Source organism: Streptomyces sp. NBC_00986 (assembly GCF_045162565.1).
Classification (GTDB): Bacteria; Actinomycetota; Actinomycetes; order Streptomycetales; family Streptomycetaceae; genus Streptomyces.
Window position 1 is genome coordinate 11,657,462 of sequence record NZ_CP108733.1, and the last position, 19,508, is coordinate 11,676,969.

A 19,508-nucleotide genomic window follows, 5' to 3' on the forward strand; every position below is an offset into this window, starting at 1 on the left:
AAAAAGAGGGAGCACCCATGTCTGCCGAGATGCAGCTGCAAGACCTGACCGACCTGCTGCGCGAGTGCGCCGGTGAGGCCGAGGCGGTCGACCTGTCCGGAGACGTCCTGGACGTGCCGTTCGCCGAGCTCGGCTACGACTCGCTCGCCATCCTGCAGACCACCGGGCGCATCGAGATCGACCACGCCCTGGTGCTCGACGAGGAGGCGGTGTCCGAGGCCGAGACGCCCCGCCAGTACCTCGACCTGGTCAACGAGGCGCTCGGCGCCGCGCAGAAGGCCTGAGCCCGGCCACCCGCGGCAGCCCCGCGGACCAGCGGACTACCGGAGGAGTCGATCCGTGATCACGCACCATCCCACCGCCCCCGATCTCAGGGGCCGCACCGCGCTGGTGACCGGGGCCACCCGGGGCGTCGGCCTCGCCGTCGCCCGCAAACTGAGTGCCTGCGGCGCCGACGTGCTGGCCGGCTACGCACACGATGAGGAGAACGCGGCCGCGGCCATGCGCTCACTGGCCCACCTGCCCGGCCGTGTCACCGCTTTCAGAGCCGATGTCACCGAGGAGCTGGAGGCCCTGCTGGCCGAGGCACGGCGGCTCTTCGGCGGCCTCGACATCTTCGTCCACAACACCTCCTACTTCCGGCCGGGCCCCACCCTGGGCGCCGATCTCACGGCTGCCGAACGGGCTCACGCCGTAGCCGTACGGCCGCTGCTCGCCGGGGCGCCCGCCATCGCGGAGCTGATGGCGGGCCGTCCCGGCCGGATCATCGCCGTATCGAGTGAGGGCGCCCGCAAGGTGGTGCCGCGGTACGCGGGCGCGGGCGTGGCCAAGGCGGCGCTGGAGGCCCTGGTGCGCTATCTCGCCGTGGAACTCGCGGGCCGGGGCATCGCCGTCAACGCGGTCTCCGCGGCCAAGCTCGACAAAGGGGACGGTTCCGTACCGCCCGAGGTGGCCAAGGCGATCGCCGGGCGTACCCCGGGCGGCCGGCTGACCACGCCGGAGGACCTTGCGGACGTGGTCGCGCTGCTGTGCACGAACGAGGCGGCGTGGCTGCAAGGACAGGTCCTGACCGCCGACGGCGGCCTCGGCCTGGTCGCGGGCTGAGAGGGACTGACATGACGTCAACTGACGAGATCGGCACGGATGTCTGCGTGGTCGGTGCCGGGCCCGCCGGGCTCGCGCTCGCTCTGCTGCTGCTGCGGTCCGGCGTGCGGGTCGCCGTCCTGGAGAAGTCCACCCACCTGCGCCGCGAGTTCCGCGGCGAGATCCTCCAGCCGGGCGGCCAGCACATCCTCGACACACTGGGGGTCCTCGGCGAGGCCCGGGCCGCCGGCGCCTGCGAACTCGACGGCTTCCAGCTCGTCGATCGCGACCGGGTGCTGCTCGACATCGACTACCGGGCACTGCCCGCACCGTACGACCACCTGCTCGCCGTACCGCAGCCGCACCTGCTGCAGGCGCTGCTCGACGCCTGTCATGAGCTGCCGGGCTTCGCCTACTTCGACGGGCACCGCGTCAGCGGTCTCGTCGAGGAGAACGGCCAGGTCACCGGTGCCGTCGCGAGCGGACGCGGCCGTCAGCTCACGGTGCGTGCCCAGGCGGTCGTCGCGGCCGACGGCCGGTTCTCCAAGACCCGGGCGCTGGCCGGGATCGAAGCGGGCCGCATCGAGGCGTTCCGGCACGACGTGCTCTGGTTCAAACTCGACGCGCCCGACCGCCAGACCCACCGGGTACGGGTGCACCGCACGGGCCACCGTCCCGTCCTCGTGCACGACTCCCACCCCGGCAAGCTGCAGATCGGCTGGACCCTTCCGCACCGCGGCTGGCCCGAGGTCGCGGCCCGGGGCATCGGTGAGGTCAAGCGCGAACTGGCCGCTGCGCTGCCGCAGTTCGCCGACCTCATCGAGGACTCCATCGGTGCCCTCGCCGACCTGAGCCTGCTCGACGTGTTCGCCGGCAAGGCGCGCGAGTGGGTGCGCGACGGGCTCGTCCTCATCGGCGACAGCGCCCACACCCACAGCCCGTTGGGCGCCCAGGGCATCAACCTGGCCCTGCAGGACGCGGCGGCGTTGCACCCCGTACTGCTGGAGGCGCTGCAGGCCGGTGATACCGCGCGCGAGCGGTTCGCGCCCTTCATCGACGTCCGGATGCGGGCCGTGGACGCCGTCATGAAGATGCAGGCGATGCAGGCGAAAGGCATGTTCGGGGCCGGTGGACCAGTCGCCGACCTGCTTCGCTCCAGCCTTGCCGGGGTGATCCGGCGCAGCCCCATCGGGCTGAAGATCACCCGCCGGGTGGCCTTCGGTCATCCCCCCGTGGACGTCCGCACGGACCTGTTCACCACCGCTCCCGCGCCCCGCCTCCCGCACCCGACGCACTCGAAGGGATGACCCGTATGCGCATCATCGACCTGTCCTCGCCCGTGGACGCCACCGCGTGGGAGCCCGATCCGGTGATCCACAAGATCCTCACCCCCGCCGAGGGCGCGCGCCACATGAGCGAGGAGATGCACAAGCACTTCGGCGTCGACTTCGACCCGTCCGTGCTGCCCGGCGCTGAACTGCTCTCGCTCGACACGTTCACCCTCACCAGCCACACCGGTACCCACGTCGACGCTCCGTCCCACTACGGCACGACAGCCGCCTACGGCACCCCCCGCCACATCCACGAGATGCCGCTGGACTGGTTCCACCGCCCCGCGATCCGGCTGGATCTGCGCGACCAGCCGGTCGGCGCCGCAGGCGTCGAGGTGATCGAGAAGGAACTCGCCCGGGTGGGCCGCACCCCCGAGCCGTACGACATCGTGCTGTTGAACACCGGGGCCTCCGACTACGTCGGCACGCAGGAGTACTTCACCGACTTCACCGGCCTCGACGGCGCCGCCACCGAGATGCTGCTCGACTTCGGCGTCAAGGTGATCGGGACCGACGCCTTCAGCCTCGATGCTCCCTTCGGCGACATGATCCGCCGCTACCAGGAGACCGGGGACCGCTCCGTGCTGTGGCCCGCGCACTTCGCCGGGCGCCGCCGGGAGTACTGCCAGATCGAGCGGCTGCACAACCTGGACGCGCTGCCGGGGGACTTCGGCTTCACCGTCTCCTGCCTGCCGGTGAAGCTGGTCGGTTCCGGTGCCGGATGGGCCCGCGCCGTGGCCCTGGTGGAGGAGTGAGCGCCATGACGGTGACCGCTCCCTCCGCCCGGGCCACCAAGCCCGCCCCCGTCGCGCCGCCACGGACGGTCCTGATCGTCGGCAGCACCCGCGAGGCCCGTCTGGGCGGTACTGTCGCCCACTGGTTCGCCGACCAGGCCGCCCGGCACGGGGGCCTCGACCTCGACGTCGCCGACCTCGCCGTGCTCGGGCCCGACGCAGAGGGACTCGGCGAACGCCTGGCCGCCGCCGACGCGTTCGTGGTGGTGACCCCCGAGTACAACCACAGCTTCCCCGCCCCGCTGAAGGCGGCCGTCGACCGTTTCCGCACCGAGTGGCAGGCCAAGCCGGTCGGCTTCGTCTCCTACGGCGGCATGTCCGGCGGCCTGCGCGCGGTCGAGCAACTGCGCCTGGTGTTCGCCGAGTTGCATGCCGCCACCGTGCGGGACGGGGTCAGCTTCCACAACGTCTGGGAACGGTTCGACGCCGACGGGCGGCCGGTCGACGCGGCTGGGGCCGAGGCAGCCGCCAAGAAGCTGATCGACCAGCTCGCCTGGTGGGCGCACGCCCTGCGCGAGGCCAGGACATCCCACCCCTACCAGGGCTGACTGGGCTGATGTCATGCGTGTCCTCGTCGTCGCCGGCCGAGGTGAACGGGCCGCGGAACTCCTGGCCACCTGCCGAACGGCAGGCCTCACGGGGGTGTTCGCGCACTGCGGCTGCCGCCATTGCGCCCGTCCGGCGCGGGAGGCCGGCGAGACGTACCGGGTCGCCGACTGCCAGTGGCCGGCCGAACTGCTCGAAGCGGCGGACCGCTTCGGCGTGGACGCCGTCCACCCCGGCGGAGGTCCGCTCGCGGCCAGTACGGAGTTCTTCTGGTCTGTGCTGTCCTGGTTTCTGATATGGGCGGGACCCGTTCCCGAGACATGCACCGGCTCACGCCACCACGCGGTGGTCGTCCCCGTCGGCCGTCCCCCCTGGGCGCCTGCCCAGGCGAACGCCGCACGCGAGAAGTTGGCGCCGCTGCTGCCGGCCGCCGTCGGCCCGGGCCCGCCGCCGGTCATGATGGTGGACCCCGGCATCCTGTGCGCCGGGAACCACGCCCGGGCGAGTGGCCCGTCCTGCGGCGTTCCCGCGTGCGGGTGGGGGGACCGCAGCCGGTGTAGGAGGCGGTAGGGGGCTGCGCCGTCTCCGAGCACACGGCACGCTGACACCATCCGCGCATCCGGTCGATGCCGCCCGGGCACGCGGAACACAGCGGTGGGCGCCCGCTTCTGATCCCCGGCGGCGCCCGCATCCACCGCACGCCCGGACCCCCACGAGGCGATCGGTGGCACCAAGGCCCCCGCTGGCCCTGCGTCGGCGGGGGCTTCGGCTTTTGCGGCGGTGCACAGGAGAGGCGGGCGATGAAACGGGGAAGCCTTCTTGCCATCAGCGACCTGCATGTCGCCTACCCGGAGAACCGGGAGATCGTCGAAGCACTCAGGCCGGACAGTGACGAGGACTGGCTGCTCGTCGCGGGCGACGTCGGTGAGCTCACCGAGGACATCGCATGGGCCCTGCGGCTCCTGAAGGACCGCTTCGCCGAAGTGGTCTGGGCGCCGGGCAACCACGAACTGTGGACACCCCGCGAGGATCCCGTCCGGCTGCGCGGCGTCGAGCGCTACCGCCACCTCGTCGACCTGTGCAAAAACCTTGGCGTCCGCACCCCCGAGGACCCCTACGCCGTATGGGAGGGACCGGGCGGCCCGGTGACCGTCGCACCGTTGTTCCTGCTGTACGACTACACCTTTCGCACGCCGACCGCGAGCGACAAGGAGGCGGCGCTGGCCCAGGCGTACGACAAGGGCGTGGTGTGCGCGGACGAGTTCCTCCTGCACCCCGACCCCCATCCGAGCCGGGAAGCCTGGTGCAACGACCGGCTGGAGCAGACCGCGGCGCGTCTCGAAGCGATCGACCCGGACATCCCCACCGTGCTCGTGAACCACTATCCGCTGGTGCGGGAGCCGACCCGGATCCTGTTCCACCCCGAATTCGCCCAGTGGTGCGGCACGGTACGCACCGCGAACTGGCACCGCAGGTTCCGCGCCGCCGCAGTGGTCTACGGCCACCTGCACATCCCCCGTACGACCTGGCACGACGGGGTGCGCTTCGAGGAGGTCTCGGTGGGCTACCCCCGTGAGTGGCGCAGAGCGGGCCACCCGCGCACCGTGCCGCGCAGGATCCTGCCGTGAGCGCCCACGAGATGATCCCGGTGTGCTCCGCCGGCCACGCGGGGGCGGACCGCAGGCCCGCCCTTCTGGAGCGGATCCTGCCCGATTCGGTGGCCGTCGCCGAGGCCTACGACGATCCGCCGGACATTCCGCTGTTCAGCCAGGAGGCACTGCTGATCCGCGACGCCGTGCCGTCCAGGGTGCGCGAGTTCAGCACGGCCCGGCTGTGCGCCCGCCGGGCGCTGGCCAGGCTGGGGTGGGATCCGGTGCCGCTGGTGGGCTCCCTGGGCAGGCCTCCGAAGTGGCCCGAGTCGACGACCGGCAGCATCACGCACTGCACCGGTTACCGGGCCGCCGCAGTCGCCCGCACCGAAGACATCGCCCTGCTCGGCATCGATGCCGAACCCCACGCGCCGCTGCCGGAGGGCGTACTGGAAGTGATCGCGCTGCCGGCCGAACTGGCCCGCGTCCGCGGCGCCCTGGCGAGCCGGCCCCGGCTGCGCTGGGATCGGCTGCTGTTCTGCGCCAAGGAGGCCGTCTACAAGGCGTGGAACCCCTACACCGAGCAGAACCTGGGCTTCGAGGACGCCGACATCGTGATCGACCTGAACGCCCCCCGCTTCGCCGCCCGCCTGCTCGCCCCGCCGCCCGCGGGGCGCGGGCACGGGATCCGGACGCTGGAGGGGACCTGGACGGTGGAGGCCGGCCTCATCCTCACGGCCGTGGCACTGCCCGGTCCCCGCTGAGGGCCGTGCGTCAGCCCCGCGTCCCGAGCCGCCTGGCCAGTTCGTCCAGTACGGCGGGCACATGGGAGTTGAGGAAGAAGTGCCCGCCGGGAAAGACCCGAAGGTCGAAGGCGCCCGTGGTGTGCTCGCGCCAGGCGTCGGCCTCCTCCGCCGTCACCCGGGGGTCGTCGTCGCCGGTCAGCACCAGCAGCGGGCAGGCCAGGCGCGGGCGGGAACGGTACCGGTAGGTCTCGGCCGCCTTGTAGTCGCTGCGGACGTAGGGCAGGACCAGTTCCCGCAGCTCCTCGTCGTCCAGGAGCTGCGCCCCGTCGCCGCCGAGCACCTTCATGTCGGCGACCAGCGCCTCGTCGTCGAGGAGGTGTACGTGCTCGTTCCGCGTCCGCGACGGCGCGCGCCGCCCCGAGGCGCACAGCAGCGACGGTGACAGGCCCGCCTCCTGGAGCCGTACGGCGACCTCGAAGGCGAGGGTGGCGCCCAGACTGTGCCCGAACAGGGCGTAGCCCGTGTCCGGTTCCGCCTCCAGCAGCGGGCGCAGTTGCCCGGCCAGCAGGTCCGCCAGCTCGTGCAGGTCCTCCAGGCACGGCTCGCCGCGCCGGTCCTGGCGGCCGGGGTACTGCACCGCGAGGACGTCCACCGACGGCGCGAGCGCTCGGGAGACGGGGAAGTAGTAGGAGGCCGAACCGCCCGCGTACGGCAGGCAGACGAGCCGGGTACGCGCTGCGGGCGCTGGATGGAACCTGCGCAGCCAGGGGCCGAGTTCCGTGGACGTTGCGGGCATGCTGTCCCTTTTCCGCGCCGAAGCGCTCATATGGCCTCGCCGACGTCACCGGCGAGACGCAGTTCGATGGGCAGCTCCTCCCGGTTTCGGATCTGCATCTTGCGGTAGATCCGGGTGAGGTGCTGTTCGACCGTGCTGACCGTGATGTACAGCCGGGCTGCCACCTCACGGTTGGTGAACCCCTGGGCGGCCAGAACGGCTACGCGCCGTTCCGACTCGCTCAGCGTGGCCAGTCTGTCGTCGTCCGGATGCGTCCGCTGCTCCTTGAGAGGCGGCACGGGGGAGAGCAGTGGCAGCACCTCGCCGGCCCGGCACTCCTGGGCGGCCAGCCGCGCCCGGCGGGCGGCGGCGCGGGCCCGCACGGTGTCGCCCACCGACTGATAGGCCTCGCTCAGTTCGGCCAGGGCGCAGGCGCTGTGGTAGAGGTCGCCACCGCGTTCCAGCAGCCGCAGCGCCTCCTCGAGCAGAGCGGGCCGCTCCCGGACCGTGCGGGTGGCGGCCAGCGACCGCAGAACGATCCCCCGGGTGCGGTGGCGCCCCCCGGTGTGCGGCAGCCGCTGCTCGTGCAGCACCGCCGCCGCGCGTCCGCGCTCTCCGATCCGCAGCCAGGCCTCGGCCGCACCGGCCCGCCAGGGGACCAGTGCCGCGTTGTCGATGTGCCACTTCACCATCAGCTCCCCGCAGGCCGAGAAGTCGGCGAGGGCGGCATGGCAGCGATCGGCGGCCAGATGGTGGCGGCCACGCGCGTGCAGGTAGTGCAGGCCGACCCGGGTCTCGAAGAGCCCCGGGGGCACGGCCGGGGGCAGCAGCCCGGCCGCGGCCCGGTACCGGCCCATGGCCGTCATGGCCTCGACGCGGGTGGCCAGCGCCAGCGCATAGTTCTCGTTCCAGGTCTCTCCGCGGAGCAGGTCCATGGCCCGCTCGGCGGACGTGGCGGCGTCGTCGAGCCGGCCACGGCGCAGCTCGGTGAGCGCGGCCAGGCTGCCGATGATGCCCTGCCAGGCCGCGAGACGGTGCCGGTCCGCCTCGGTCAGGAAACGCCGGCACCAGTGCGCCGCATCCTCCAGCAGGTCCGAGTAGACGAGGCTCAGCACCGAAGAGGTCACGGCGCGGCAGGAGCTGTGGTAGAAGCTCACGTCCTGCAGCACCTGCTGGGCCTGGGCGACGGTGTGCTCGTCGGCACGCTGGCCGAGAACGGCGGACAGGGCCTGTGCGGAGCGGAGTTCGGGGGTGGCGATCACGGGTGGCTCGGGCACGCCGGTGCTGGTGGGCGGCGTCGCGAACTCCTCGATGCGGGGGAGCAGCCCGGGGAAGTTGTTGCCGACGAGGGAGCGGATGAGAGTCGCGTCGCAGGCCGCCTGGGTGGCGTCGCCCCGGTCGGCGGCCAGCTTGCCCAGCACCTCGACGGCGTCGTGGAACTGGAACTGCCACAGCAGGGACTCGGCGACCACCTGGGCCTGTGCCCGGCCCAGTCTCCCCTCCAGGATCGGCGCCTTCAGGGCGAAGAAACGGTCCCGCGCCGATCCAGGGGCAAGCAGCCAGTGAACGGACGCCAATCTCGCCTTGATCAGGTGGCGTTCACCGTCGTCGGTCGCGCACTCCAGGGCCCGCTTGAGATAGCCGATCGCGCAGTCGGGCCGGTCGTCGGTGAGGGCGTGGAAAGCCGCGTCCTGCAGGACGGGCACCGTCCAGTCCCCCGGGGCGGGGCCGGCCCCGAGCAGCTGCCGGGCGATGACCTCCGAAGGGGCCCCGTCGTCGAGCAGCAGCCGGGCCGCCCGGTCCCGCAGCCGAACGGCTTCGCCCGCCGGGACCGCCTCCAGCACCACCGCCCCGCCGTCGGGGTGTCTGAACCGTGTGCCGTCCAGGATCCCGGTTTCCGAGAGCTTCTCGACGGCACGCCGGGCCAGGTCGGAGCCGATGCCGGTCAGCCGGCCCACCAGATGGACGTCGGCCGACTCCTCCAGGACGGCCACGCCTCGCGCCACCCGGACGGCCGGCTCGCCCAACCGGTGCAGGCACACCAGCACGGCCTGCCGGAACGCGGCGCCCGCCGTCCGCTCCGCCGGCTGGGGACGGCCGTCCGCGTGGTCGGTGAGAAGGGTCCGGACCAGCAGGGGATTGCCGCCCGTCCACGCGTGCAGCGGCAGTGCGAGCCGGTCCGCCGCAACAGGCCCGAGCCGCTCACGCACCAACTGCCGTACCCCGCGCGGTCCGAGCGGCCCAAGATGCACGCGCCGCACCTGCGGGTGGTACAGCAGGTCCTGGAGCACGCCGGACGGCGGCCGGTCGAGCTGCGGATCCAGGGTGACGGCCAGTGCCAGCCCTCCCGGCGCCACCTCCTGGACCAGCTGCCGCAGCCAGCGCAGCGACTCGGTGTCGGTGTACTGGAGGTCGTCGACCGCGACCAGCACGGGGCCGCGGCCGGCCAGCTCGGCGACGGTGCGCCGCGCGTCACCGGCCACCTGCGCGGCCTCGTCCGCGGAGCTCCGGTGCACCGGACGCCGACTCGTGGCGACGGACCGGGACTTCAGGAGCTTGTGCACCGTCGCGTACGGCACGTCCTGCTCCGCCGGGGTACTCGCCGCCAGCAGGACGACACGGCCCGAGGACGTCGCCCGCCGGGCCAGGGCGTGCAGCAGGGACGTCTTGCCCATGGCGGTGGGTCCGCTGATCAGGGCGCGTGGGGACGTCGTCCCGGTGGCCCCCAGCAGGAGAGCCTGCAGGTGCTCCAACGTGTCAGCTCGTTCAGCCAGCAAGGCTCTCGGCACTCCCTTCGCGGCCGATGCGCGGGTTCGCGTGCTGTCCGGGGTGGTGCCGCCCCCGACTGGGGGGCACCACCATGAGACCCCTATTGGCTTGGAGACGGCTTGAGAACCGTTCGCACGCCAGGTCGGCCGCGGTCCACGACGGCAGGAGTCCGGTGGCGTGGCCGGTATTCACCCCTTGCACCCGGCCGCCCCTAGGGGCGGCTGGGGTACGGGCAGGGGTTGGCCCGTCGGAAAGACCGGTCGTAGCGTTCTGGACGGAGGGATCTCGGGGAACCCGGTCCAGTTCACCCGAAGGACATGCATCTCGATCCAGTCATGCGTGCACGGGAGTTCCGCACAGTGCGGAATCAGGATCCGGAGGGTGTGTTGGTGTTGTTGGAGCAGTACACGCACATAGACGAGCCGCTCGACGGGCCGGGGTTGGATCCCCTGCTCGACGAAGTCGCCGCCGGAACCAACGGCTTCACGGTCATATGCGGCCCGGCGACCATGGGGAAGAGCGCCCTGCTGCAGAAGATCGTCGAACGGGCCACGGCAGCGGGTACCACCGTCCTGGGCGCCACGGGCTCCCCGGACGAACAGGACCTGCCGTACGCCGCACTCGGCAAGCTGTTCACCGGACTCGGTGTCGACACCGCCGGGCCGGCACGCGGACCGCTGCGCGTCGCACGGGAGACCCACCGGGCGGTCGCCGATCTCAACGCGGCCGGTCCCGTACTGATCGCCATCGATGACGCGCAGTACATCGACGACGAGTCGCTGCGCTGTCTGCAACAGCTGGCGTACGGCGTCCAGAGCATCCCGTTCGCCCTGGTGCTCACCTGGGAGCCGCAGCTCGCGGCGCCACCGCGACGCATCCTGGAGGACCTCATCTACCGGCCTCGGGTACAGCGCATCCAGGTCGGCCCGCTGACTTACCGAGACATCCTGCGGATGACCGGCAGCCGGCTGTCCGCCGCCGAGGCCGACACCCTCGCGCGGCGCTGCCTCGACCTCGGCGGCGGCAATCCGCTGCTGACCTGCGCCCTGCTGGAGGAGACCCTGCCGATGTCCAGGGAACCCTCGGGCGTGGACGCCTTCCGCCAGGCCGTCCTGGTCTGCCTGCACCGGATGGGCCCCGTCGCCACCCGGGTCGCCCGGGCGATCGCGATCCTGGACCGGGCCCCCGACACCGGCCTCATCAGCCGTCTGACCGAACTCGGCACCGGAGTCACCGCGGGGACCGTACAGCGCCTGGTCGAGGTCGGCGTGCTCGCCGAAGGCGGGTTCCGCCATCCGGAGACCCAGAGCGCCGTCATCGCGGAGATCCCCGCCGACGAGGCCATCGACCTGCGTTACCGCGCCGCCCAACTGCTGTACGAGGAGGGCGAGCCGTCCCGGTCGGTGATCAGTCAGCTGTCCGCCGCGGGGCCGCTGCCCCGCGAGTGGGTCCTGCCGGTGCTGTGCAGCGCAGCCCAGGACGCGCTGGCCGACGGGGAGATCTCCGCGGCCATCCAGTACCTCAACTTCGCTGTCGACTGCTGCCCCGACGAGGACCGGCGCTATGCCACCAAGGCGCGCGTGGCGGCCCTCTACCGTCTGGTGGAACCGGTCTCCTCCGGCCCCCGCCACCTTGCGCTCAAGGCACCCGCACTCGCCGGGAAGGTGGGGCAGCGGGAGGCCCTGAAGCTGGCCGAAGGGCTCCTGTGGCACCTGCAGTTCGACGACGCGCTCGACGTCGTCGCCGAGGTGGCCGCCCGGGACGACGGATTCAGCCTCGGCACGGAATGGCGCCAGCTCCGGCATCTGGTCGCCGCCGGATACCCGGGACTGCTGACCAGGCTGGAGGCGCTACTGCCGGAAGCCGCCCGTAGCGCCGCCACCGCCCCGGTGATCGCCCCGCCCTCGCTACGCGCGGTGCAGAGCCTGTCCACCGTCGTCACCCAGTCGGGCGGCGAGCACACCGTCGCACTCGCCGAACAGGTGCTGCAGGACAGCACGGTGGCGCAGGGCTCGCTGGAGGTCGCGGCCACCGCGATCTTCTCGCTCGTCTACGCCGACATGCTCGACACCGCCGCCGATTGGTGCGACCGGCTGCAGAGCGAACTGCACGGAGCCGACGGCATCGCCTGGAACGCCCTGTTCGGTGCGCTCCGCGCGCTGGTCGCGCTGCGCCGCGGCCAGATCGACATCGCGCTGGAACAGTCCCAGCAGGCTCTGAAGTTCGTGCCGGACAACGAACGCAGCATCCGCTCGGCGCTGCTGCTGGCCATGCTGGTCGAGGGCCACACCGCCGCAGGCAACCACGAGGCGGCGGCCGAGTGCCTGAGCCGCCCCATCCGCCAGCAGGTCCTGGAGACCAGAGCCGGACTCCACTACCTCTTCGCCCGTGGCCGCCACCACCAGGCCATGGACCGGCCGCACGCGGCGCTTGCGGACTTCATGGCCTGCGGGGAGCGCATGATCCAGTGGAACATGGACTCCCCCTCCGTCGCCCCCTGGCGGGTCGGCGCCGCCGAGGTGTGGCTCGCCCTGGGCAAGCGCCATCACGCCGCCCAGCTCGTCGAGGAGCAAATGAGCAGGCTGGGCGCCGGTCTGCCGCGCAGCCGGGGCATCGTGCTGCGCTGTCTGGCCGCCGTACGGGACGTCGGTGAGCGGCCCGGTATCCTCGGCGACGCCCTCAAGGCGCTGCAGGCCGGACACGACCGTCTGGAAAGCGCCCGGGCCCTGGCCGACCTGAGTGAAACCTTCCAGTCGTTGGGCAACAAGGCCGACGCCCGGACCGTCGCCCGCCGCGCTCGCCGTCTCGCCGACAGCTGCCACGCCGAAGGACTCGTCCAGGTCCTCACGCCCTACCACTCCGCCGGCCGGCCCGAGAAGCACAAACGGCCCATGGGGGAGGGGCAGTTCGCGGCACTCAGCGATTCCGAGCGCCGGGTGGCGATGCTGGCCGCCGCGGGGCACTCCAACCGGGAGATCGCCACAAAGATCTTCGTCACCGTCAGCACGGTGGAACAGCACCTGACCCGGGTCTACCGGAAGCTGAACATCACCAGCCGGGAGCAACTGCCCGTCGAGTTCCGCATGGAGGCGGCGGAGATCTCCTGACCGGGCCGGACATACGTCGCGGGCACCGCCGACCGGGGCGGTGCCCGCGAGGGACGTCCGGCCTGCGTGCGGCGGCCGGTCAGTCCGCGACCAGTACCGACACCTCGAGGCCGTCACCCATCGGGACGTGCACCGACTGGTAGCGGCCACTGGAGCGGACCAGATCGAAGTACGGCTGCTCCGGCAGCGTCCCCATGTCGTCGGCGATCACCAGGGCGCCGGGGGAGAGGGAGGGCTCGAGCAGTTCGAGCACCGGCAGGTACAGGTCCTTCCACCCGTCGAGGAACACGAGGTCCACCGGGCCGGGCAGCTCCTTGAGGGACTCCAGGGCGTCCCCGGTCCGTACCTCGACGATGTCGCTCAGGCCGGCGTCGGCGATGTTCCCCTCCGCGACCTCCGCCTTCTTCTCGTGCCACTCGGTGGTGATCACCGAGCCGCCGCTGTCCCGCGCCGCCGCCGCGAGAAACACCGTCGATATCCCGAAGGACGTGCCGAATTCGACGATGTTCTTCGCCTGCCGGTTCCTTGCCAGAAGATAGATCAGTTCACCGGCCTCGCGGGGAATCGAGATGTAGGCCTCGGCCAGCATGTCCGTCTGCTCCTGGTGCGTGAAATCACCCAGCGGGCGATTCTTCGCGACCAGCGCAGCGATGACCGGCTCATCCTGCACCTCCTCGTCCGCATACAGTTTGTCGAGCGTGGTGCGGACACGTTCCGATGTGAGCGTATTCATTCCGTTGCCTTTCCTGCGGGAGTGGCGAAGTGCTTGGATCGTACGCGCCACAGGCATCAAAAGGCAGAGTTCACCGTGGGGTTGAAAGCCTAAGTAGGGGGTGCGGCGACGCTTTGAGGGGGGAAGCGCTGTGGTGCTTCCGGGTGTGCGCACCTTGAATGGAGGTCGACTGGAAACGGACCGCGGAAACAGTGAACGAATGGAGCCAACTGATGAGCTTGCTGGACCAGCAGGGCGTTTTTCTGCCATATCTCCACCTGCTTGGTGGCCCTTTCGGTGAGCCGCCGCGCTATTCCTTCGAAGAGCGTGTCGCAGCCGCCGCGACGGACGGCGTCACGGGCATAGGATTCGACGGCGACGAATTCGACACGCTGCTCAAGACCCACACCGTGGACCAGCTGCGTGGAATTCTCGCCGACCACGGCGTGACCATCGGCGAACTCCAGATCCTCTACGGCTGGCACTTCGGCGGCGACTACGGCCGCATGGCCCGTCAGATGGAGGACCACCTCTACGACCTGGCCGACCAGTTCGACATCAAGCAGGTCAAGACGGTCATCATGACGCCGACCGAGTTCCCGCCGCAGGAGGTGCTCGTCGAGCGCTTCAACGGCATCCTCGACCGCGCGGCCGACCACGGCATCCGCATCGCCCTCGAGCCGCAGTCGGTCAACCCCGGCTTCGACTACGCCGCCGCCGTCGACCTCATCCTCGCCTCCGGCCGCGAGAACGCCGGGTTCGTCGTGGACGGCTGGCACTTCTTCCGCGACCCCGACCCGTACACCGCCCTGGAGAAGCTGCCCGCCGAGCACATCTTCGGCGTGGAGCTGAGGGACGCCACCACGGAGCCGCAGATCTCCCGAATGGAGGACTGCCTCAACTACAACCTGCTCCCCGGCGAGGGCGACTTCGACCTGGTGACGCTGCTGCGCACGCTGGACGCCAAGGGCGTCGACACGCCGATCGCGGCCGAGATCATGTCCAACGACCTGCGCAAGCTCTCCGCGCAGGAGAACATCGACCGCACCGTCGCCGCGGTCGACAAGGTCATGGCCGCGGCCCGCGCCGCGTGATCCCGGGCCGGGGAGCCGAAGCGCCGGCTCCCCGGCAGGCCCGGTCCGAAGGACAGACGGCGCACCGGGTCCCCGACCGGACCCCGTGCGCGTTCCCCTGTGTCCTTCCGCAGGCCGAATCCGCAGTCCGCCGTGCGAGTGATGGGTGTTGTTGGTGGTGAACGACGAAAAGCTTCGCGACTATCTCAAGCGCGCCACGGCGCAGCTCCAGCAGACCCGGACACAGCTGCGGGACCTGCAGGAGCGGGACCGGGAGCCGATCGCGATCGTGGGGATGAGCTGCCGGCTGCCAGGTGACGTCACCTCGCCCGCGGAACTCTGGGACCTCGTGGCCACGGGACGGGACGCCATCAGCGGCTTCCCCGTCAACCGCGGCTGGGACATCGCCGGGATCTACGACCCCGAGCCCGGCAAACAGGGCAAGAGCTACACCCGCCACGGCGGATTCCTGCACGACGCGGGAGAGTTCGACGCCGACTTCTTCAAGATCGGCCCCCGCGAGGCCAGGGAGATGGATCCTCAACAGCGCCTGATGCTGGAGCTGGCCTGGGAGGCACTGGAGAGCGCCGGCATCGACCCGCACACCCTCAAGGGCAGCAGGACCTGTGTGTTCGCGGGCATGGTCTACCACGACTACGCGTACAACAGCAGCACGGGCGCGATCGCCTCGGGCCGGCTCGCGTACAGCCTGGGTCTTGAGGGTCCGGCGGTGACGGTGGACACGGCGTGCTCGTCCTCGCTGGTCGCGCTCCACCTCGCCGCGCAGGCGCTGCGGTCCGGCGACTGCTCCCTCGCCTTGGCCGGCGGCGTCAACATCATGGCCACCCCCGAGGCCTTTATCGGCTTCAGCAGCCAGAACGGCCTGTCTCCGGACGGCCGCTGCAAGGCGTTCTCGGCCGCCGCGGACGGCACGGGGTGGAGCGAGGGCGCGGGCTGGCTGCTCGTGGAGCGGTTGTCGGACGCCCAGCGGCTGGGGCACAAGGTGCTGGCGGTCGTCCGCGGCACGGCCGTCAACCAGGACGGCGCGAGCAACGGCCTGAGCGCCCCCAACGGACCGGCCCAGGAGCGGGTGATCGAACAGGCACTCGTGAGCGCGGGTCTGTCGGTTGCGGACGTGGACGCGGTGGAGGCGCACGGCACGGGCACCAGGCTGGGTGATCCGATCGAGGCGCAGGCGCTTTTGGCGACGTACGGGCAGGGGCGTGCGGAGGAACAGCCGTTGTGGCTGGGTTCGCTGAAGTCGAACATCGGGCACGCCCAGGCGGCTGCCGGTGTCGCGGGGATCATCAAGATGGTCGAGGCGATGCGGCACGGGGTGCTGCCGCAAACCCTGCACGTGGATGAGCCGACGCCCGAGGTGGACTGGTCAGCAGGTGCGGTGCGGCTCCTGACGGAGGCACAGCCCTGGCCGGAGGTGGGGCGTCCCCGCCGGGCGGGTGTGTCGTCCTTCGGCGTGAGCGGCACGAACGCGCACGTGATCGTGGAACAGGCACCGGAACCGGTGATGGCGGAGCCGGAGGCGCGGGCCGAGGTTCCGCCGGTGGTGCCGTGGGTGGTGTCGGGTCGTAGCGCGGGGGCGGTACGGGCGCAGGCGGCGCGGCTGTCGGAGTTCGTGACGGAGCGGCCTGGACTGTCCGCTGTGGACGCGGGGTTGTCACTCGGAGTGTCGCGGGCGGCGTTGGAGTACCGGGCAGTGGTGGTGGGTTCGGGGCGTGAGGAGTTGTTGCAACGCCTGGGCACGGTGGAGGGAGCGCGGGCCGACGAGGGGCCGACGGCGTTCCTGTTCACGGGGCAGGGTGCCCAACGCCTGGGGATGGGCCGGGAGTTGTACGCGTCGTTCCCGGTGTTCGCGCGGGTCTTGGACGAGGTGTTCGGCTGCTTCGACGGGCTGGTCGACGGGTCGTTGCGTGAGGTGATGTGGGGCGGGGACCAGGCGGTTCTCGATCGTACGGAGTTTGCGCAGCCGGCGTTGTTCGCTGTTGAGGTGGCGTTGTTCCGGTTGTTGGAGTCGTGGGGTGTCACACCCGATTATGTGGCGGGTCATTCGGTGGGTGAGCTGGCGGCGGCGTATGTGGCCGGGGTGTTGTCACTGGCGGATGCTGCCCAACTGGTGGCGGCGCGGGGCCGGTTGATGCAGGGGCTTGCGGCGGGCGGTGTGATGGTGGCGGTGGAGGCCGCCGAGGACGAGGTCGTTCCGTTGTTGCAGGGCCGGGTGTCGGTTGCGGCGGTGAACGGGCCGCGTGCGGTGGTGGTTTCCGGTGCTGAGGCGGACGTCGAGCGGGTGGTGGGGCATTTCACCGACCGTCGGACGAAGCGGTTGGCGGTCAGTCATGCGTTCCATTCGCCGTTGATGGAGCCGATGCTGGACGAGTTCGCCGCCGTGGCGGGGGAGTTGGCATACGACAGTCCGGTGATCCCGTTGGTGTCGAACGTGACGGGTGGGCCGGTGGTTCCGGATGCGGCGTACTGGGTGCGGCATGTGCGTGAGGCGGTGCGGTTCGCGGACGGTATCGGCTGGCTGGAGTCCCAGGGGGTGGGGACTTTCCTGGAGTTGGGTCCGGACGGTGTGCTGTCGGCGATGGCTCCGGAGACCGGGTGTGTTCCGGTGCTGCGCAAGGACCGTGACGAGGCCAGGACAGTGGTCACCGCTCTGGGCCGGATCTGGGCGCGGGGTGTGGAGGTGGACTGGGCGGCGTTCTTCGCACCGTACGGGGCTCGCCGGGTGGACCTGCCCACCTACGCCTTCCAGCACAAGCACTTCTGGGCCGTGGCCGAGACCGCCGTACCGGAAGAACATGGCGCAGACCCGGCGCTCGCGGAGTTCTGGTCGGCGGTGGACAGTGAGGACCTGGCCGTTCTCAGCCGGCAGCTGGATGTCGGTCCCACGGCGCTCGGTGAGGTCCTGCCCGCGCTGTCACAGTGGCATCGGACGGCTGCCGAACGTGGTCTGATCGACTCCTGGCGTTACCGGCTGACCTGGACCCCAGCGCCGCTCCCGGCAGACGGGGACCCAGCACGCAACGGCACCTGGCTGCTCGTCGTCCCCGCCGGGACGGAGTCCGGACCATGGGCCCGGGCGATCACCGAAGGACTCGATCGGTACGGCACCCGGTTCGTACCGCTCGCCGTTCCGGAGGGCATCAGCGGACCGGAACTCGCCCGTGAACTCGACCGGGCCCGGCGGTCGGCCGCCGGCACACCTGTCGGCGTCCTGTCCCTGCTCGCCCTCGACGACCGCCCTCACCGGAACCACCCCCATCTCTCCTACGGAGTCGCCGCCACGGTGACACTCGTCCAGGCCCTCCACGAGGCCGAGTTCGACATGCGGCTGTGGTGCCTCACCTCCGGGGCGGTCGCCGTGAGCGACGCCACGGAGCTGACCAGCACGTTCCAGACAGCGGTGTGGGGTGCGGCCGCGGCGCTGGCCCTGGACCACCCCGCGTTCTGGGGCGGCATGATCGACGTACCCGGCACCTTGGGCGCACCCGATCTGGAGGCGCTGCACATCGTCCTCACGACGCACACCGACGAGGACCGGGTCGCCGTCCGTGCCGGACACGTCCATGCGCAGCGGCTGGTCCGCGCACCCCTCTCGGGCGCGCCCGCCACCCGCACCTGGCGGCCGGACGGCACCACCCTGATCACCGGCGGCACCGGTGGAGTCGGCGCGCGGGTGGCACGGATGCTGGCCGCGAACGGCGCCGGGCACCTCCTGCTCACCAGCCGGCGTGGCCCAGCGGCACCGGGCGCCGACGAGCTGACCGCCGAACTGACCGCGCTCGGCGCCCGGGTCACCGTTGCCGCGTGCGACGTCTCGGACAGAGAGGCGCTGCGTCGGCTCCTCGACTCCGTTCCCAGCGACCAGCCACTGACAGCCGTCGTGCACGCGGCCGGAGTCGCCCAGCTCGACACACCCCTGCCGAAGACCTGCCTCGACGAGTTCGCCGAGGTCGGCGCCGCGAAGTGCGGCGGTGCCCTGCACCTGGACGAACTCCTGGCGGACCATGAGCTGGACGCCTTCGTCCTGTTCTCGTCGGGCGCCGCGGTCTGGGGCAGTGCCGGACAGCCCGCCTACGGCAGCGCCAACGCCTTCCTCGACGCGCTCGCGCATCGGCGCCTCGCCCGGGGACTCACCGCGACATCGATCGCCTGGGGCCCCCTGGACACCGGAATGGTCGACGAGGAGATCCGGGCGTTCATGCGCCGCACCGGCGCCCCCGCCATGGACCCTGCGGTCGCCGTCACGGCCCTCCGGCAGGCCGTGGAGCACGACGAGAGCCACCTGGTCGTCGCGGACTTCGACTGGTCCCGCTTCGCTCCCGCCTACACGCTCGCCGGGCCACGTCCGCTGCTCGATGCGCTCCCCGAGGTGCGCGAGGCTCTCGACGAGGCTTCCGAGCACCATTCGGACGGAGCGGACGAATCAGAACTCAACGCGAGACTGGCCGCGTTGCCGCCGGTCGAACAGGGCCGCGTCCTGCTCGACCTGGTGCGCACCCACACCGCAGAGACACTCGGCCATGACGGGCCGTCGGACGTCGACCCGAGGCGCAACTTCCAGGATCTCGGATTCGACTCGGTCGCCGCGGTCGAACTGCGCACCCGCCTCGGTGGTGCCGTCGGTCAACGGCTGCCGGCCACCGTGGTCTTCGATCACGCGACCCCGGCCGCCCTCGCGGACCATCTGCGCGAGCGACTGAGGATCGCGCCCGGGTCGGACCCAGGGGCCCCTGCCCCTTCCCTGCCCGAAACGCTCGACCGGCTGGAGATGCTGGCGGCCTCCCTCGACCCGCGGGAGATCACCACCCACCGCTTGACGGCGCGACTGCAGTCGCTGCTGGCCAGGGTCACCGAGACCGTCGGTGCGACGGACCGCGACGACTACGTGCAACAGCGCCTGGAGTCCGCGTCCGCAGAAGACGTGCTCGCCTTCATCGACAAAGAACTCGGCCCGGCCTGACA

At 71.3% G+C, this 19,508-nt stretch carries 14 protein-coding genes; 11 read left to right on the top strand and 3 right to left on the bottom strand.

Translation table 11 applies throughout. The annotated features are described in order from the left end of the window. The first annotated feature begins 17 nt into the window (after positions 1 to 17). From OG504_RS52540 to OG504_RS52575, 8 genes are all read left to right on the top strand, one after another. Positions 18 to 284 carry an acyl carrier protein gene (locus OG504_RS52540; protein ID WP_405987789.1) on the top strand — a complete coding sequence of 89 codons (267 nt, stop codon included), beginning with the start codon at positions 18 to 20 and terminating at the stop codon, positions 282 to 284. Positions 285 to 339: 55 nt separating this feature from the next. Next, positions 340 to 1,104: an SDR family oxidoreductase gene (locus OG504_RS52545; RefSeq protein ID WP_405987788.1), complete on the top strand. Its 765-nt coding sequence runs from the start codon at positions 340 to 342 to the stop codon at positions 1,102 to 1,104. Positions 1,105 to 1,115: 11 nt separating this feature from the next. Further along, entirely contained in the window at positions 1,116 to 2,390 is a 1,275-nt protein-coding gene (locus OG504_RS52550) for an FAD-dependent monooxygenase (RefSeq protein WP_405987787.1), read from the top strand. Between the two features lie 5 nt (positions 2,391 to 2,395). Further along, positions 2,396 to 3,169: a cyclase family protein gene (locus OG504_RS52555; RefSeq protein WP_405987786.1), complete on the top strand. Its 774-nt coding sequence runs from the start codon at positions 2,396 to 2,398 to the stop codon at positions 3,167 to 3,169. Between the two features lie 5 nt (positions 3,170 to 3,174). Continuing rightward, a complete protein-coding gene (locus OG504_RS52560; protein WP_405987785.1) occupies positions 3,175 to 3,756 on the top strand; it encodes an NADPH-dependent FMN reductase in 582 nt (193 codons plus the stop codon). Positions 3,757 to 3,769: 13 nt separating this feature from the next. Next, positions 3,770 to 4,324, top strand: coding sequence for a biotin carboxylase N-terminal domain-containing protein (locus OG504_RS52565; protein WP_405987784.1), 555 nt, complete (start codon positions 3,770 to 3,772; stop codon positions 4,322 to 4,324). A 230-nt stretch (positions 4,325 to 4,554) separates the two neighbouring features. After that, the gene (locus OG504_RS52570) at positions 4,555 to 5,382 is read left to right on the top strand and encodes a metallophosphoesterase family protein (RefSeq protein ID WP_405987783.1); all 828 of its coding nucleotides are present in this window, start codon (positions 4,555 to 4,557) and stop codon (positions 5,380 to 5,382) included. Continuing rightward, complete coding sequence (locus tag OG504_RS52575; protein ID WP_405987782.1) at positions 5,379 to 6,107, top strand: 4'-phosphopantetheinyl transferase; 729 nt, start codon at positions 5,379 to 5,381, stop codon at positions 6,105 to 6,107. Before OG504_RS52570 ends, OG504_RS52575 begins: the two co-directional genes overlap by 4 nt. Before the next feature lie 10 nt (positions 6,108 to 6,117). Here OG504_RS52575 and OG504_RS52580 read toward each other — a convergent pair whose 3' ends face one another. Together OG504_RS52580 and OG504_RS52585 are read right to left on the bottom strand one after the other, a co-directional pair. Beyond that, the gene (locus tag OG504_RS52580; RefSeq protein WP_405987781.1) at positions 6,118 to 6,885 is read right to left on the bottom strand and encodes a thioesterase II family protein; all 768 of its coding nucleotides are present in this window, start codon (positions 6,883 to 6,885) and stop codon (positions 6,118 to 6,120) included. Between the two features lie 26 nt (positions 6,886 to 6,911). Then, complete coding sequence (locus OG504_RS52585; protein ID WP_405987780.1) at positions 6,912 to 9,653, bottom strand: AAA family ATPase; 2,742 nt, start codon at positions 9,651 to 9,653, stop codon at positions 6,912 to 6,914. A 315-nt stretch (positions 9,654 to 9,968) separates the two neighbouring features. Between OG504_RS52585 and OG504_RS52590 the strand changes: the two genes are divergently transcribed. After that, positions 9,969 to 12,740, top strand: coding sequence for a LuxR C-terminal-related transcriptional regulator (locus OG504_RS52590; RefSeq protein WP_405987779.1), 2,772 nt, complete (start codon positions 9,969 to 9,971; stop codon positions 12,738 to 12,740). A gap of 79 nt (positions 12,741 to 12,819) precedes the next feature. Here the strand turns inward: OG504_RS52590 and OG504_RS52595 are convergent, their stop codons facing one another. Beyond that, positions 12,820 to 13,473: an O-methyltransferase gene (locus OG504_RS52595; RefSeq protein ID WP_405987778.1), complete on the bottom strand. Its 654-nt coding sequence runs from the start codon at positions 13,471 to 13,473 to the stop codon at positions 12,820 to 12,822. 212 nt (positions 13,474 to 13,685) lie between these two features. Between OG504_RS52595 and OG504_RS52600 the strand changes: the two genes are divergently transcribed. Further along, positions 13,686 to 14,546, top strand: coding sequence for a sugar phosphate isomerase/epimerase family protein (locus OG504_RS52600; protein ID WP_405987777.1), 861 nt, complete (start codon positions 13,686 to 13,688; stop codon positions 14,544 to 14,546). 154 nt (positions 14,547 to 14,700) lie between these two features. After that, a complete protein-coding gene (locus tag OG504_RS52605; RefSeq protein ID WP_405996218.1) occupies positions 14,701 to 19,506 on the top strand; it encodes a type I polyketide synthase in 4,806 nt (1,601 codons plus the stop codon). The last annotated feature ends 2 nt before the right edge of the window (positions 19,507 to 19,508 follow it).

Coding starts and splice junctions, on each gene's coding strand:
- OG504_RS52570 (WP_405987783.1), top strand. CDS start 4,555: ATGAAACGGGGAAGCCTTCTTGCCATCAGCGACCTGCATGTCGCCTAC.
- OG504_RS52555 (WP_405987786.1), top strand. CDS start 2,396: ATGCGCATCATCGACCTGTCCTCGCCCGTGGACGCCACCGCGTGGGAG.
- OG504_RS52595 (WP_405987778.1), bottom strand. CDS start 13,473: ATGAATACGCTCACATCGGAACGTGTCCGCACCACGCTCGACAAACTG.
- OG504_RS52590 (WP_405987779.1), top strand. CDS start 9,969: ATGCGTGCACGGGAGTTCCGCACAGTGCGGAATCAGGATCCGGAGGGT.
- OG504_RS52560 (WP_405987785.1), top strand. CDS start 3,175: ATGACGGTGACCGCTCCCTCCGCCCGGGCCACCAAGCCCGCCCCCGTC.
- OG504_RS52565 (WP_405987784.1), top strand. CDS start 3,770: ATGCGTGTCCTCGTCGTCGCCGGCCGAGGTGAACGGGCCGCGGAACTC.
- OG504_RS52540 (WP_405987789.1), top strand. CDS start 18: ATGTCTGCCGAGATGCAGCTGCAAGACCTGACCGACCTGCTGCGCGAG.
- OG504_RS52550 (WP_405987787.1), top strand. CDS start 1,116: ATGACGTCAACTGACGAGATCGGCACGGATGTCTGCGTGGTCGGTGCC.
- OG504_RS52580 (WP_405987781.1), bottom strand. CDS start 6,885: ATGCCCGCAACGTCCACGGAACTCGGCCCCTGGCTGCGCAGGTTCCAT.
- OG504_RS52600 (WP_405987777.1), top strand. CDS start 13,686: ATGAGCTTGCTGGACCAGCAGGGCGTTTTTCTGCCATATCTCCACCTG.